Below are 15,424 nucleotides of genomic sequence, written 5' to 3'. Positions count from 1 at the left end.
AACGGAGGGTGCTCATTTCCTGATGGTTCCCTTTTCAAAGTCCTGCCGGCAGACCCCGTCGCGGCCGCAGACCTGGTCGGATACCGGGTAGCCGTAGGTGCTGTTCTGTCCGCCGGCCGCCCACCAGGCTGAACGGATCGCGCCGGTCACTCCGCGGGTTCCATTCTTAGGTGTGGAATAGAAAGTACCGTTCTGGAAGTCCTGGAGGCAGCCGCCGCCCTTCAGGCCGCAGACCTGGTCTGACACGGGGTAGCCGTAGGTGCTGTTCTGTCCGCCGGCGGCCCACCAGGCGGTGCGGATGGTTCCGCTGACGGCGCGGGTGCCGTTGGAGGGAGTGGTGTAGTAGGTGCCGTTCTGGAAGTCCTGGAGGCAGCCGCCGCCCAACAGGCCGCAGACCTGGTCTGACACGGGGTAGCCGTAGGTGCTGTTCTGTCCGCCGGCGGCCCACCAGGCGGTGCGGATGGGACCGGTGACCGCGCGGGCGGTATTGCCGGGAGTGGTGTAGTAGGTGCCGTTTTGGAAGTCCTGGAGGCAGCCGCCGCCCTTCAGGCCGCAGACCTGGTCGGAGACCGGGTAGCCGTAGGTGCTGTTCTGTCCGCCGGCGGCCCACCAAGCTGTGCGGATGGGACCGGTGACCGCGCGGGCGGTATTGCCGGGAGTGGCGTAATACGTGCCGTTTTGGAAGTCCTGGAGGCAGCCGCCGCCCAACAGGCCGCAGACCTGGTTCGACGCTGGATAGCCGTAGGAACTATCCGCTGCTCCCGCTGACCACCAGGCGGTCCGGATGGACCCGGTTACAGAGCGTGCCTCCTTGTTGTCTGCGGGGACGTAGATGCTTCCGTTTTGGAAGTCCTGGAGGCAGCCGCCGCCCTTCAGGCCGCAGACCTGGTCTGACACGGGGTAGCCGTAGGTGCTGTTCTGTCCGCCGGCGGCCCACCAGGCGGTGCGGATGGGACCGGTGACCGCGCGGGCGGTATTGCCGGGAGTGGCGTAATACGTGCCGTTTTGGAAGTCCTGCAGGCAGCCGCCGCCCTTCAGGCCGCAGACCTGGTCTGACACCGGGTAGCCGTAGGTGCTGTTCTGTCCGCCGGCGGCCCACCAGGCGGTGCGGATGGCTCCGCTGACGGCGCGGGTGCCGCTGGAGGGAGTGGTGTAGTAGGTGCCGTTTTGGAAGTCCTGGAGGCAGCCGCCGCCCTTCAGGCCGCAGACCTGGTCGGAGACCGGGTAGCCGTAGGTGCTGTTCTGTCCGCCGGCCGCCCACCAGGCCGTGCGGATGGAGCCGCTGACCGCGCGCGCAGCGGTGGCGGCGCTGGCGTAGAAAGTTCCGTTTTCGAAATCCTGCAGGCAGCCGCCGCCCACCAATCCGCAGACGAGGTCCGAGACGGGATACCCCTGCGGGCCGTCCTGGCCGCCGCCGGCCCACCAGACCGTGCGGATCGAGCCGCTGACTGCACGGGCAGCTTTGCCGGGAGTGGCATAGAACGTGCCGTTCTGGAAGTCCTGGAGGCAGCCGCCGCCCTTTAGGCCGCACACCAGGTCCGAGACGGGATAGCCGTAGGGGCCGTCCTGGCCCCTGGTGGCCCACCAAGCGGAACGTATGGAACCGCTGACCGCCCGGACTCCGCTGAAAGGGGTCGAGTAGACGGTGCCGTATTGGAAGTCCTGGAGGCAGCCGCCGCCCTTCAGGCCGCACACCATCCGTGAGACGGGGTTGCCCACTCCGCTTGCCTTTCGGACATGCTCGAAGGCAGGGGAAACCTCGAAACGGGTGGCAGCGTCAAGGCTGGCCTCGTTGCCGTTCCATACGTTGGAGTCGCCGGCGAACGGGCCGGAACTGCTGTACTGCCAGATGGCGTATGTAGACCAGCCGTTGGGCAGGGTGCCTGCGCCGACCGTGTTGTAGTTGGCGATGTGCAGCTGGTGATCAGAGAACTGTGCCGAGTTCCCCGTGCACCTCTTCCACCAGTCCGTGGTGGTGTAGATCATCGGAGATATGCCCGTGCGTGCCCGGACAGTGTCGGAAAATGACTTTATCCAGGACACCATTTGGGAGGGGGACATGTCGTAGCAGGTATCACCCAGCGAGGGGTAAGGGTTGTACTCGATGTCCAGCAACGGCGGAAGAGTCTTAGTGTTGGAACTCCAGCCGCCGCCGTTGTTCATGAAGTAGTTGGCCTGGGTGCCGCCGCTTTCCGACAGGCTGGGAATGGCGAAGTGGTAGGCCCCGCGGTACATTCCTACGTTGGCCGAACCGTTGTACTGCTGGCCATAGAATTCGTTCTTGTAATACGTTCCCTCGGTTGCCTTGACGTAGGCGAAGCGGGCCCCTTGGTTCCATGCCGTGGTCCAGTTGACATTCTTCTGATGGCTGCTTACATCCATGCCCTGGATCCCGGCAGGGCGCCAGTCAGCTGCAGGGGAAATCTTTGCCATCGCGGAGCCGCTGTCAAAGGCCTGCTTGACGTATGCCGTCCCGGATGCGGCGGATGCGGCGGACACTGGGCCGGATGCCGCGGAGCCGTCGTGCACCGGTGTTTGGGGGGCGATGGTCTCTGGCTGCGGTAGGTCCCCGGCGTCGGCGGCCTCGCGCAGTTCGACTTCCTCCGGCGTAGCCACTTGGGGGTCGCCGGTGGTCAGGAGCCGGTCCAGGCCCTGCCCCATATGGGCGCCTAGGGAGCCCACCTCGTCCAGCAATTCTTCCTCTTGGGGAAGCTCATCCGCGGGCGAGGCGCTCGGGGACGGCTGGTCCTGTTCCGTGGGCTCTGTTGCCGGCTGCAGCTCCGTGCCGGGCGAAGGCACGGCGGCGGGATTCGTAGCTTCTGCTTCCGCCGGTTCCGTCACGGACGGTTCGGTTGGGTCCGTCGCGGGAAGCGTTCCGGGGACGGCCGGTGCGGAGCGCACCGGCTCGGGGTCAGCTTGGTCCTGGGCCCACCCCGCGGCGGGTTCCACCACACCAAAGGCGAGCGCAAGTGCTAATGCGGCAGCGCCTATCCGGAAAACGTGTGGATTCTTCATGGTTTCTCCAGACAGTGCGCAGAACCTAGAACTATCGAATTCGATCTAAGACGTGCTAAAGCGTACCTGATGCCATGCGGGGACCACACGCCGGGCATGTCATGTTGGAATTAATAGATCATCCCGGCCCCTCTCCGGAAAGCGTGAAGGGCATTATGGGATTCGGGGAAACCAACTATGTGCGGTTCAGCTCAACATTGCACATAGTGGGCATAGTGGGCATAGTGGGCATAGTGTCACGGAGCTGAAGGAATATGCGGCGGTGGAACAAAGAAACGCTGGCAAATGATGCTCATGGAAGGCAAACAGGCAGGGCCGGCGCCTAGGTCAGTACATGCCGGCCGAGTACAACGGTGCCCCGCAGAGTCGGGTGGTTTATGGTCCGGAGCAGGACCAGCAGTGCGTGCAGTCGTGATGTCCAGTGCAGATCGGCGGCAAACGCTGCTTTCCTCCACCCCAGCTGCCGGAACCGGGCGGCTTCTTCCCGGAAAAACCGTTTCTCTTCCACGAATCTTCGCCCGTCCACTGCCCGCACGGAGGAGTCCGACCCGATGTGCCGCCGGTACTGAAACACCGTTTCCTCCAGCAGAACCATGGATCCGCCGACGGCGGCGATGTCGAGCAGCAGCGCAAGGTCCTGGACGACGTCGTACCCCGGGCGGAAGCCGAATCTCTGCATTTCCTCGGTCCGCCAGGCGAGGGAAGGGAAGTAATGCCAGCCGGCATGAAGGAGGCTGGCGGCCATGTCCTCACCGCCGATGGTCCGCACCCCGCGGGGGCTGGGGGACGCAAGCCGCTTGACCAGGTCCGTAACGGTGAACGCCCTGGCGCCGTGTTCATTGATTACCTCGACCCCTGGCTGCACCACAGCCGTTTCCGGGTAGGCGGACAACGCCTCCGCCACTGCCCCGAGGTAGGAGGGCAGCATAACGTCGTCGGCGCCCATCATTACCGCTATGGGCGCTTCTGCCATGGACAGTGCCTTCCGGTAGTTGGCAGCCGCACCTAGATTGACTCTGTTGTGTAGGTAAGTGACCCGCGGGTCTGTCAGTGATGCGAACCAGCGCGCAGGTTCGTCATCAGGGTACGCATCGTCCAGCACCACGAGCCGCCACGCCGGATAGTCCTGCACCAGGACGCTGTTGGTTGCCCTTTTCAGAAACTCCACGTCCCCGTAATAGGGGAGCAGCACGTCAATTGTTTCCATTTGCAGTTACTTCCGTCCGCCGGGACTGGAGGGGGGGAAACGAACGGGGAAAGCGCTGCCGAGCGGTAGCGCCTAAACCGGGTCTGCGCGTAGTGTTTGGCGGGTTCCCGATCCTGCAGGGTGCGACGATGCAGGGCCTACGCTAGACGACACGTATGACGGAAGTGAAGCGGACCCAGGAGAAACTGCGTGCAGGGCATCGATTCCAGACAGGCCGCAAGCGTGGCAACGGTGTCGTTATTCGCGGCGCTGTCCGGTTTCCTGATTTTGATCGTGGCCGCCCGCACGCTGTCGGCCCCGGACAATGCCGATTTCCTCGCCTTCTGGGGCGCCCTTTTCGCCGTATACGGAGTGCTCAACGGGGTGGCAGCTGAGTCGACGCGTGCCGTGGGCCAGCGGCTGATGGGTCCCGTCGAGACCGGCTCGTCGGGATCTACGGCGGCGAACGCGCTCGTAGCGGGGGCAGTCATGGCCTGCCTGATCGCTGGGGTCTCCGTACCGTTCAGCATCGGCGGCTCCGCTCAGCAGTGGTTGATCATCATCATCCTGCTGGTTGCCAGCTTGTTTGTTGCCGTGCATGCAGGGCTGTCCGGAGCGCTGCAGGCCATGGATCAGTGGCATGCCTATTCCAAACTCCTGTTGCTGGAGTCAGGGCTGCGCCTGGCTGCCGTAGCGGCGGCAGCAGTGCTGGGGCTGGGCCTGGCCGGGCTGGAGACCGCCTGCCTGGCGGCACTGCTGGCCTGGCCGGTACTGGTGCTCTTTTCACCGGCCGCCCGTGCCGGGCTGGGGGCACGGGCAGACGTGCGCCCGGGCGCCCTGCTAAAGCGCACTGGCCAGGCCTGTGCCTCCGCTGCGGCCTCCGCTGCCCTGGTGGTCTCCTATCCTTTGCTGGTCAAGATCACGACGTCGGCCGAAGAATTCTCCACGGCAGCTCCGGTCCTGCTGGCAATTTCCCTGACCCGCGCACCTATCATGCTGCCGCTTGTGGCGTTTCAGGGTCTGGCCATCACCGCGGTAATGAGAGCCGAAGAAGGCCGGGGGTTCAGGGCGTTGCGCCGTCCCCTCCTGGCGGTACTTCTCATGGGCTCGGCCGGGGCTGTGCTGGCTTGGTGGATCGGCCCGCGGCTGATGCTGTTCTTTGGCAGCGACTACCGGATCGAGGGCTGGGTCCTCGCAGCGCTTACCGTCGCTACGGCGGGCGTGGCCGTCCTGACCCTCACGGGTACGGCACTGCTGGCCACCGGCCGTCACCGGGCGTACACCGCAGGCTGGGTCACTGCCTCAGTGCTGGCCTTTCTGATACTCCTGCTGCCGTATTCCACGGAGGTGCGCTGTGTCATGAGCCTCCTGACGGGGCCGATGGCGGGAATCGCCATCCACTTCCGGGCCCTGAAAAGCGGCCGGCGCGGGGCGGCATCGTGACCTCGGCGCGCCAGCATTCCCGGGGCGCGGGTTATCCACAGTCTTGCGAAACTACGCTCGCGCCCTTGTATCCGTGCCCTTACTGTGTGGCCCGTGGCCCCGAGGAGGGCCGCAACCAGTCTCGTACCGGGCCTTGGCCCGGTGATCGCGGGGGTAGCGATGGATGCAGCGCGGATAGTCGAAGACGAGGTACGCGAGCTCATCCGTGTGCGCGGGCTGGACCCGCAGGAACAGGCCGCGGAGGTTCGGCGGCTTGTGGATGCTGCCGTCTCCGATTACGACGAGCGCTCCCTGCTGGGGACCCTGCCGCCGCTGGGCCGGCCGGAATCTGTTCGCCGGCAGGTGTTCGACGCCGTTGCCGGCTTCGGTGCGCTCCAGCCGCTGCTGGATGACCCCACGGTCGAAGAAGTGTGGATCAACTCACCCTCCGAGGTCTATCTCGCGCGGGACGGCCGGTCCGAGCTGACTTCCCTGACGCTGACTTCCGAGCAGGTGCGGCTTCTGGTGGAGCGGATGCTGAAGTCCTCAGGCCGGCGCCTTGATCTTTCCTCCCCGTTCGTAGACGCGGCGTTACCGGACGGGTCCCGTCTGCACGTTGCCATCCCCGACGTGACCAGGCGGCACTGGGCCGTGAATATCCGCAAGTTCGTAGTCCGGGCCCGCCGCCTCGATCACCTTGTGGAGCTGGGCACGCTTACCCCGGCAGCCGCCCGCTTTCTCGGAGCCGCCGTGTCTGCCGGGTTGAACATCCTCGTCTCCGGCGCCACGCAGGCGGGGAAAACCACCATGCTCAACTGTCTCGCGGCGTCTATCGGACCGAGGGAACGGGTGGTTACGGTCGAGGAAATTTTTGAACTCCAGCTTCCCCTGCGGGATGTGGTGGGACTGCAGTGCCGTCAGCCGAATCTGGAGGGACAGGGGGAAATCCCGCTGCGCAGGCTCGTGAAGGAAGCATTGCGCATGCGCCCGGATCGGCTGATCGTGGGGGAGGTCCGTGAAGCGGAGAGCCTGGACATGCTGATTGCGCTTAACGCGGGTTTGCCCGGCATGTGCACCATCCACGCGAACAGTGCCAGGGACGCGGTAACCAAGCTGTGCACGCTGCCCCTGCTGGCGGGAAACAATATTTCCAGTGCCTTCGTGGTTCCCACCGTGGCGTCCTGCATCGACCTGGTGGTTCACTGCTCCAGGACCGGCACAGGACGACGCGAGGTCACCGAAATCCTGGCCTTGGGACGGCGGGTGGAAGGCGGGATCATCGAGTCGTCCCCGGTATTCGGCCCGGTGGACGGCAAGCTGGCCGTGACGGCTTCCTCCATGCCGTCGGCTGACAAATTCGCCTCCGCCGGCGTGAACATCGCCACCCTGCTCGCGGCGGCAGCATGAGCGCCGCAGCGGGGTTGACCTTGGGCATGGGGTTGTTGCTGGTGTGGCAGTCCTGTTGGATCCCGACAGCACATACCCCGTCCCGGCGCCGTCGAACCGGATACCTGGACGATCTGCTGCGGCAGGCCGGAATCGAACGGGTCAGGGCCGCCGGACTCCTCGCCGTTTGTGCCGTCACGGGCATTTTTGTCCTTCTCCTGTTTTTCATCCTGACGCTGTCGTTACCCATCGCAGCCTGTTTCGCGCTTTTCGGGGCGGGGCTGCCTTACGCGTTGGTGCGAATGCAGGCCCGCCGCAGGAGGGCTTCGCTGGCGGAACTATGGCCCGACGTCGTCGACCACCTGCGCTCGGCAATCCGGGCAGGCCTGTCGCTTCCGGAGGCGCTCATCCAATTGGCCGGGAACGGCCCGGAGGAGCTGCGGGGATACTTCCGGACATTTGCCGCCGACTATCGGTCCGGCGGCAACTTCGAGGATTCGCTGACCCGGCTCAAGGACAATCTGGCGGATCCGGTGGCGGACCGCATCATTGAAGCCCTGCGGATAACCCGCCAGGTAGGCGGCACCGATTTGGGTCGGCTCCTCGGCACACTGGCCGGTTTCCTCCGGGAGAATGCGCGGACCCGGAGCGAACTGCTGGCCCGGCAGTCCTGGACCGTCAACGCGGCGAGGCTGGCCGTGGCGGCTCCCTGGGCGGTGTTGCTGCTGCTGGCGGCGCGCCCGGAGACAGCTGCAGCCTACAACTCCGCTGCCGGCGCGACGGTCCTGGTCGCCGGGATCGGCATCTCCGTCCTTTGCTACCGCCTGATGCTGCGGATCGGCGCCCTGCCCGAAGATGTGCGGGTGCTGCGGTGACGCCCGGGGTAGCCGCAGCTGTACTGGCCGGAGCCCTGATGGGCACCGGACTGTTGCTGGTCCTGCACCGGCTGCCGCTGCTGCGGCAGAGGACATTCGCTGCCCGGGTGGAACCACAGCTGCGTTCGGTGCGCCCCGCGTCGGGGCTCCTGCTATCCGCCCCGGACATCACGCCTTTCGGCCCGCTGGAGCGGATCCTGCGTCCGTTGCTCCACGACGCCGTACGCCGGTTGGCCCGGTTCTCTCCGGCCAACCGGGCCCTCGGGCTGCGGCTGCAGCAGGCCGGCGGGAACAAGTCCGTTTCGGACTACCGCGCGGAGCAGGTCTTGTTTGCCGGTTCGGGGTTCCTGGCCGGGGGAGCTGCGGGTGCCCTTCTCGTCGGGAGCGGTCGCCTGGGTCTTGTATCGGTGGCCCTTGGTACGTGTGCCTGTGCCGTTATCGGATTCCTGCTGCGGGATTACCTGCTTACCCGGCAGATTGAGCGGCGCAACAGCCGCATTCTGGCCGAATTCCCCAGCCTTGCCGAAATGATGGCGCTCGCCGTCAGCGCCGGGGAAAGCGCCGTCGGAGCGCTGGAACGAGTCTCCGCCGCTGCGCAGGGCGAATTGGCTGACGAGTTCAACCGTGTCCTTGCCCGGACCCGCTCAGGACACCCGCTCACCACAGCCCTGCAGGAGTTCTCCGACCGGCTCCGCCTGGCGCCGTTGACCCGTTTCGTCGACGGAGTCACCGTTGCCGTCGACCGCGGAACACCGTTGGCGGATGTTATGCGTGCACAGGCCCAGGACGTACGGGACAGCGCGAAGCGGGACCTGATGGAGACCGCAGGAAAAAAGGAAATAGCCATGATGGTGCCCGTCGTTTTTGGAATCCTGCCGTTGACCGTGCTGTTTGCGGTGTTCCCGGGCCTGGCACTGCTGCGGTTGGGGCTGTGAGGCAGGAGAAGAAACCAGGAGGAGAAACGGCGGCACCGCGGGAGCAAAGGCAAAGGGGAAGCATGTCGAGGGGATGGAGATGAGATGACCAGCAGTAATGCGAGCAGGCACGGGGACGGCACACGGACCCCGGGATGGAAAGCAGCCGTCGCCGTTGTGGCGGAATGGTGGTTCAGGCTGGTGCGGCAGTTCCAGGCGGCAGCGCACCCAAGGGATCCGGAGCGTGGAGATGTACCCGGGTGGGTGATGATTACCCTCATGTCCGCGATCCTCGTGGCCGGACTGCTGCTCCTGGTGCAGCCCGCCCTGGAGCGGCTGTTCGAATCCGCAATAGAACAGGTGCAGCCATAAACCGCCGGCAGGGGCGCCGGGGCGGCCGGACGCGCCGGTCCGGTGTTGCCGGCTGCGGCCGGGAGCGGGAACGGGGGTCCGCCGTCGTCGACTTCGTGATGGTCGGCGCGCTGGTGAGCCTGGTGTTTATGGCTGTGGTGCAGTTGGCGCTGGTGCTGCACGTTCGCAACACCCTGATCGACGCCGCAGCCACGGGCGCACGCTACGGCACCCTGGCAGACCGCACCCCGGCGGACGGCGTGGCACGCACCGCCGCCGTGATCGGCAGTTCGCTCGGCGAGGAGTACGCCGGGGACGTGAGCTACGCAGAGCAGACAGTGGACGGCGCACGCCTGCTGGAGATCACGGTGCGGGCACCGCTGCCGGTTATCGGTTTCATCGGGCCCGGTGACGGAATCGAGGTCAAGGGGCATGCGGCGCGGCGGTGAGGGAGGAACCCGGCAGGCGGGGCAGGCCCGGCAGGCACCGGACGAAGACGGCAGCGCCGTCGTCGAGTTCATTTTCCTGGGTCTGATCCTGCTGGTGCCTGTGGTGTATCTGGTGGTTACCGTCGGCCAGATCCAGGGGGCGTCCTTCGCGGTGGTCGGTGCGGCCGACGCCGCTGCCAAGGTCTATGCCTCAGCACCAGACGCCGTGGTTGGTGAACAGCAGGCGGCGGATGCGGCCGAACTCGCGCTGAGCGACTTCGGGCTGCAGACCGACGGCCTGCTGATGGACATCAGCTGCTCCGAGGTATGTCTGGCGCCCGGCTCCACCGTTACTGTCAGCGTCCGTTTTGCCGTGCCGCTTCCCGGGCTTCCGTGGACCGACGGGTCCCCGGTAGTGGTGGATTCCGAGTCCACGCAGGTTGTGGAGCGCTTCGGATGAGTCGGGCATTTGGGAAAGAACCGCCGGCCGGGCAGCGGGAGGACGGGGAGCGGGGTCAGGTGGGGGTGCTGATCATCGGGTACTGCGTGCTGGCGCTGCTGACCGTCACCGTGGTGATGGCGGCGTCGTCCGTCTATCTAGGGCAGAAGAAGCTGCTCTCAGCCGCCGACGGTGCGGCGATGGCCGCGGCCGACACGTTCTCCCTCGGCGAGGCCGCCGCAGGAGCGGGGCCGGCAGCGGTGCTGGAGGCCGACGCCGTCCGCAGCGCCGCCCGCAGCTATCTTGCCGATACGGGTGCGGAGGAACGGTTCACGGAGCTTGCGGTAACCGAAGAGACCGGCACGGCGGACGGCCGGACGGCACGCGTGGTGCTGGCGGCGCGGGTCCATCCGCCCATCGTCAATTTCCTGGTGCCGGACGGTATCCCCATCACTGCGGTTAGTGAGGCGCGGGCCCGGCTGCTGCAGTGAGACCCTAGGAGGCCTTCCGCTGCTCCTGTGCCTCGCGCACCGGACCGTGGCCCCAGCCGCCGTGGTCCACGTCCAGGATCCGGCCGTCCTCGCCGTAGCAAATGGTCACCGGCTCCCCGAACTGTTCGCACTCGGTGTCGGGGCACCTGTCCTTCATATTGCCCACGTACTCGTTGGAGAAGTGCTGCTCCCACTCGTCCACTTTCCCCATGGCCCAGGGATCGCCCTGCTCGGCAAGGTCGTTGAGTTCGTCCAGGGTGTACATGCGTCCGCGCTCGGGATGGGTCAAGAGAGGCTCCTTCGAAAGGGCGTACATTCCATATCCGTCCCCTTAATCTAACGCCGCCCACGGACGCCGCCGCGCGCATCCGCCCCGGCGCGTCCCGGGGCCGGCGCGGCCCGGCATGACGGCGGCGGGCAGCGGCGCAGGGACATGGCGTAGTCTGTAAGCACCATGGCAGAAATAGATTTTCCCGCAGAAATCCGCGCCCTCCGCTCCACTTTCGCCTCCATTGAAGAGGTCTCGGACGTGGCAAAGATCAAAGAGGACATCGAAGAGCTGAGCGAGATGGCCGGCGTCCCCGATCTTTGGGACGACCCCTCCGAGGCGCAGAAGATCACCTCCAAGCTCTCGCACCGCCAGTCGGAGCTGGAACGCCTTCAGACCATCGAATCCCGTATCGATGACCTTGAGGTCCTGGTGGAACTGGCGCAGGACGAGGCCGACGCCGATTCCAAGGCCGAGGCCGTGACGGAGCTGGAGTCCCTGCGCAGGTCCCTGTCCCAGCTGGAAGTCGTCACCCTGCTTTCGGGTGAATACGATGAACGCGAAGCCGTGGTGACCATCCGTTCCGGCGCCGGGGGAGTGGACGCCGCCGACTTCGCCGAGATGCTGCTGCGCATGTACCTGCGCTGGGCCGAACGGCACGGATACCCCACCACCGTCCTGGATACCTCCTACGCCGAAGAGGCCGGCCTGAAATCCGCCACCTTCGAGGTCAAGGCGCCCTACGCCTACGGCACCCTGGTGGTGGAGGCCGGCACGCACCGCCTGGTCCGCATCAGCCCGTTCGACAACCAGGGCCGCCGCCAGACCTCCTTTGCCGCCGTCGAGGTCATTCCGCTGATCGCGCCCACGGACCACATCGACATCCCGGACAACGAAATCCGCGTTGACGTTTTCCGCTCCTCCGGTCCGGGCGGCCAGTCCGTGAACACCACCGACTCCGCCGTCCGGCTCACGCACCTTCCCACCGGCACGGTCGTCTCCATGCAGAACGAAAAGTCGCAGCTGCAGAACCGCGCCGCGGCCATGCGCGTGCTTCAGTCCCGCCTGCTGCTGCTGAAGAAGGAGCAGGAGGACGCCGAGAAGAAGGCCTTTGCCGGCGACGTCAAGGCTTCCTGGGGTGACCAGATGCGCTCCTACGTGCTCAACCCCTACCAGATGGTCAAGGACCTGCGCACCGAACACGAGGTGGGCAACACCTCCGCGGTGTTCGACGGCGAGATTGACGACTTCATCGACGCAGGCATCCGCTGGCGCGCGCACGGCAGCGTTTCCGCCCGCAAATAGGCCGCTCCTTTTCCGCAGCCGCCGGGCCGGGGCCGGTTCCCCGCCCCATGACCGGGGTGTGCAGTCCGACACGCGCTGCTGGGTTGTGGCTCACTGCGCGGGAAGCTGGCTATAGTCGAGAGGCCGGTGCCCATACCCCGAACCAAGGCCCGTGTCTCCGGCCGCTTCATGGGCACTAAGTAGTGATGATCACTTTCGACAATGTCACCAAGCTGTATGACCGGAACTCCCGGCCTGCGCTCAACTCGGTCAGCCTCGACGTGGACCGCGGCGAGTTCGTGTTTCTCGTGGGCGCTTCCGGCTCCGGTAAATCCACGTTTATCCGGCTGATCATGAAAGAGGAGCACGCCACCAAGGGCACGGTCTACGTGGCCGGTGCCAACGTGGCGAAGATCCCGAGCTGGCGGGTGCCGCGGCTGCGCCGGGGGATAGGCGTGGTCTTCCAGGATTTCCGCCTGCTGCCCAACAAGACGGTTTTTGCGAACGTTGCCTTTGCCATGCAGGTGATCGGCCGCAGCCGTGCCGTTATCCGTGACTCGGTGCCCGAAGTCCTCAAGACCGTCGGGCTGGAGGGCAAGGACAACCGCATGCCCCACGAACTCTCCGGCGGCGAGCAGCAGCGCGTTGCTATCGCAAGGGCCATCGTCAACAAGCCGGGCATCCTGCTCGCCGACGAACCCACCGGAAACCTGGACCCCACCACGTCGCTGGGCATCATGAAGGTGCTGGACCGGGTGAACCAGAACGGCACCACGGTGGTGATGGCTACGCACGACGACGACATCGTCAACGCGATGCGCAAGCGCGTGGTGGAACTGCGCAACGGCAAAATCATCCGTGACGAGCATGAGGGCATCTACCTGGGTGAACCTGAGGCGGAACGCGAGCCGGACGGCGGATCAGCAGTGCCGGATGTGCCGGGCCGCAGCGGGAGCGGGGTGGCTGAATGAGGCTCGCATTTGTCCTGGGCGAGATCGGTTCAGGGCTCCGCCGGAACCTGTCCATGGTTGTCTCCGTAATCCTCGTGACCTTCGTGTCGCTGACGTTTGTGGGGGCGGCAGGGCTGCTGCAGCTGCAGATCGGCCAGATGAAGGGCTACTGGTACGACCGCGTGCAGGTTGCCGTCTACCTGTGCACCGAGAATGACACGTCCGCATCCTGCGCCTCCGGCGCCGTCACCGACGAACAGCGGGAGGCCATCGAGGCGGACCTGCAGGCGGACCGCTACGTGGAGACGATCGAGTATGAAGACCAGGAAACCGCGCTGACCCACTTCCGTGAGCAGTTCGCGAACTCTCCGATCGTGGACAGCATCACCGCCGACATGCTGCCCGAGTCATTCCGCGTGAGCCTGGTGGATCCGGAAAAGTACGAGGTCATCAACGAGGCGTTCTCCTCCAAGCCGGGAGTCGAGTCGGTCAGCGACCAGCGTGAACTGTTCGAAAAGATGTTTACGTACCTGAACCTTGCCTCCGTTGCCGCACTGTCCATCGCCGGCGTTATGCTGGTCTGCGCCATCCTGCTGATCGCCACCACCATCCGGCTTTCGGCGTTCAGCCGACGACGGGAAACGGGCATCATGCGCCTGGTCGGCGCGTCCAAGGCCGTCATCCAGCTCCCGTTCGTGCTGGAAGGCGTGATCGCCGCCGTCGTCGGCGCGGTTCTCGCATCAGCGGCACTCTGGGCCACCGCGCACTTCTTCATCGGAAACCTGGCCCGGCAGTACCCGACCACCGCCTTTATTTCCTCGGAACAGGTCCTGTACCTGACACCCGTCCTACTTGTTCTCGGGGCGCTGTTGGCGGGCGTATCCTCGCTGTTGACACTACGCCGGTACCTGAAGGTCTAGAGTCATGAGCACTGGGAATGGAATCTGCAAGATCATGGAGAGTCTCATCAATGGATAATGCTGTGCCTAAACGGATCGGACGTGCGCCGGCGTCCCGGGCCCTGGCGGCGGTTGTCGCCCTCCTGACGCTGACGCTCTCCGTTGCGTTCAGCAGCGCAGCAAGTGCAGACGACCTCGAGGACCGCAAGGCTGCCATCGAAGCCGAGAAGCAGAAGGTCCAGGAAGACTACGAGTACCTCGGAGAAGATATTGCCGAGACGGTAGCCAAGCTCAACATCTACAAGGGCCAGCTCCCGGCCGCGCAGCAGCAGCTCGCGGATGCCGAGGGACGCGTCGACAGTGCCGCCGGCAAGGTGAGCGCCCTGAACGAACGGGTTGCCCTCGCCCAGAACACCCACGAAACCATCACGGCGCAGATCGAGAAGGACCGTGAGAACATTGCGGCCACTGAAAAGGCGATCGGACAGATTGCGTCCCAGGCCTACAAAAACGGCGGTGTTCCCTCCACCCTCTCGCTGATGTTCGGCGCCAAGGGCGCGGACAGCCTCACCGATTCGCTCGGCATGGCGGAACAGGCACTCAAGGGCCAGAACGCCGCCGTGGAAAAGCTGTCCCAGCAGAACGCCAACAATGTGAACTCCGAGGCGAGGCTGTCAGCCGTGGCCGACGAGATCAGCAAGCTCAAGGCCCAGGCGGAAGAGGCGCTCAAGGCTGAGCAGTCCGCGCGTGACGCGGCAGCCGCGGAGAAGCAGAAGGTGGACGACCTGGTTGCCCAGACCACGGCGATGAACCAGGAGCTTGAGGCGCAGAAACCCAAGCTCCAGTCCCAGATGGCCAGCCTGGAAGAGGAAAGCGCCCAGGTCACCGCGGATATCGCGGAGCGGCAGCGGGTCCTGCTTGAAGAACACCGCCAACGCGAACAGGCCCGCATCGACGAAATCAACCGTGTGGCAGCTGAAGAAGCGGCCCGGAACAACCGCCCCGCCCCGCCGGCCCAGAACGTTCCGCAGCCGGGCAGTCCGTCCTCCTTCGGGCTTCGCCCTCCGGTAGTCGGCGCTCCTATTTCCTCCGGCTTCGGCTGGCGCGCAACCCCGGCCGGATCCATCGACTTCTTCGGCAACGGCGGTTACCTGCACTCCGGCATCGACTATGCGCCGTCCTGCAACACACCCGTCTATGCGCCTGCCTCAGGCCATGTCTGGCGGGCAGACCAGGGCGGAGGGGAAATGATCGGAACAGGCAACCGGATTGTCCTCAACCACGGTGTGGTGAACGGCAACGCCCTGGCCACCAACTACTACCACCTCAACGGCTTCACGGTGTCCGTCAATCAGTGGGTGGAGCAGGGCCAGCTGATCGGATATGTGGGGAACACCGGAAACTCCACCGGCTGCCACCTGCATTTCGAGACGGTGCTCAATGGTGCCCTGGTGGACCCGAGGACGTTGCTCTAGGCCTACAATAGAGCTTTCGCTAAAACCTACTAAGGAGTTGC

15 protein-coding genes are annotated in these 15,424 nt (G+C 65.4%); 12 read left to right on the top strand and 3 right to left on the bottom strand.

Annotated elements, in window-relative coordinates:
• Positions 1–12: 12 nt before the first annotated feature.
• Positions 13–3,015 carry a GH25 family lysozyme gene (locus LOC56_RS00850; protein ID WP_229949639.1) on the bottom strand — a complete coding sequence of 1,001 codons (3,003 nt, stop codon included), beginning with the start codon at positions 3,013–3,015 and terminating at the stop codon, positions 13–15.
• A gap of 322 nt (positions 3,016–3,337) precedes the next feature.
• On the bottom strand, positions 3,338–4,222 hold the full coding sequence (locus tag LOC56_RS00845; protein ID WP_229949637.1) for a glycosyltransferase family 2 protein: 885 nt from the start codon (positions 4,220–4,222) through the stop codon (positions 3,338–3,340).
• Between the two features lie 222 nt (positions 4,223–4,444).
• Between LOC56_RS00845 and LOC56_RS00840 the strand changes: the two genes are divergently transcribed.
• The 8 genes from LOC56_RS00840 to LOC56_RS00805 all read left to right on the top strand — a co-directional run bounded on the left by LOC56_RS00840 (position 4,445) and on the right by LOC56_RS00805 (position 10,507).
• Positions 4,445–5,644, top strand: coding sequence for a hypothetical protein (locus tag LOC56_RS00840; protein WP_229949635.1), 1,200 nt, complete (start codon positions 4,445–4,447; stop codon positions 5,642–5,644).
• 159 nt (positions 5,645–5,803) lie between these two features.
• Entirely contained in the window at positions 5,804–7,030 is a 1,227-nt protein-coding gene (locus LOC56_RS00835; protein ID WP_229949964.1) for a CpaF family protein, read from the top strand.
• Complete coding sequence (locus LOC56_RS00830; RefSeq protein ID WP_229949633.1) at positions 7,027–7,884, top strand: type II secretion system F family protein; 858 nt, start codon at positions 7,027–7,029, stop codon at positions 7,882–7,884. Before LOC56_RS00835 ends, LOC56_RS00830 begins: the two co-directional genes overlap by 4 nt.
• Entirely contained in the window at positions 7,881–8,819 is a 939-nt protein-coding gene (locus tag LOC56_RS00825; RefSeq protein ID WP_229949631.1) for a type II secretion system F family protein, read from the top strand. Before LOC56_RS00830 ends, LOC56_RS00825 begins: the two co-directional genes overlap by 4 nt.
• 84 nt (positions 8,820–8,903) lie before the next feature.
• Positions 8,904–9,170, top strand: a complete 267-nt coding sequence (locus LOC56_RS00820) for a hypothetical protein (RefSeq protein WP_229949629.1) — start codon at positions 8,904–8,906, stop codon at positions 9,168–9,170.
• Positions 9,167–9,598 carry a TadE/TadG family type IV pilus assembly protein gene (locus LOC56_RS00815; RefSeq protein WP_442860040.1) on the top strand — a complete coding sequence of 144 codons (432 nt, stop codon included), beginning with the start codon at positions 9,167–9,169 and terminating at the stop codon, positions 9,596–9,598. The genes LOC56_RS00820 and LOC56_RS00815 overlap by 4 nt, the downstream gene beginning before the upstream one ends.
• Positions 9,582–10,037 (top strand): hypothetical protein, encoded by a 456-nt coding sequence (locus LOC56_RS00810; RefSeq protein WP_229949627.1) that lies wholly within the window; start codon positions 9,582–9,584, stop codon positions 10,035–10,037. The genes LOC56_RS00815 and LOC56_RS00810 overlap by 17 nt, the downstream gene beginning before the upstream one ends.
• Positions 10,034–10,507 (top strand): pilus assembly protein TadG-related protein, encoded by a 474-nt coding sequence (locus LOC56_RS00805; RefSeq protein ID WP_229949625.1) that lies wholly within the window; start codon positions 10,034–10,036, stop codon positions 10,505–10,507. Before LOC56_RS00810 ends, LOC56_RS00805 begins: the two co-directional genes overlap by 4 nt.
• Before the next feature lie 4 nt (positions 10,508–10,511).
• Here the strand turns inward: LOC56_RS00805 and LOC56_RS00800 are convergent, their stop codons facing one another.
• Positions 10,512–10,796, bottom strand: coding sequence for an antirestriction protein ArdA (locus LOC56_RS00800; protein WP_229949623.1), 285 nt, complete (start codon positions 10,794–10,796; stop codon positions 10,512–10,514).
• A 165-nt stretch (positions 10,797–10,961) separates the two neighbouring features.
• Here LOC56_RS00800 and prfB point away from each other — a divergent pair, with 165 nt between their 5' ends.
• The 4 genes from prfB to LOC56_RS00780 all read left to right on the top strand — a co-directional run bounded on the left by prfB (position 10,962) and on the right by LOC56_RS00780 (position 15,383).
• Positions 10,962–12,080, top strand: a complete 1,119-nt coding sequence (gene prfB, locus LOC56_RS00795; RefSeq protein ID WP_227933148.1) for a peptide chain release factor 2 — start codon at positions 10,962–10,964, stop codon at positions 12,078–12,080.
• 185 nt (positions 12,081–12,265) lie between these two features.
• Entirely contained in the window at positions 12,266–13,030 is a 765-nt protein-coding gene (gene ftsE / locus LOC56_RS00790) for a cell division ATP-binding protein FtsE (protein ID WP_229949622.1), read from the top strand.
• Positions 13,027–13,929: a permease-like cell division protein FtsX gene (ftsX, locus tag LOC56_RS00785; RefSeq protein WP_229949620.1), complete on the top strand. Its 903-nt coding sequence runs from the start codon at positions 13,027–13,029 to the stop codon at positions 13,927–13,929. The genes ftsE and ftsX overlap by 4 nt, the downstream gene beginning before the upstream one ends.
• A 62-nt stretch (positions 13,930–13,991) precedes the next feature.
• On the top strand, positions 13,992–15,383 hold the full coding sequence (locus tag LOC56_RS00780; RefSeq protein ID WP_229949617.1) for a peptidoglycan DD-metalloendopeptidase family protein: 1,392 nt from the start codon (positions 13,992–13,994) through the stop codon (positions 15,381–15,383).
• Positions 15,384–15,424 lie beyond the last annotated feature (41 nt).

Origin of the sequence: Arthrobacter sp. zg-Y179 (assembly GCF_020907345.1) — a bacterium.
GTDB classification, from domain to species: Bacteria; Actinomycetota; Actinomycetes; order Actinomycetales; family Micrococcaceae; genus Arthrobacter_B; species Arthrobacter_B jinronghuae.
This window is presented reverse-complemented; position numbering and strand designations above follow the sequence as displayed.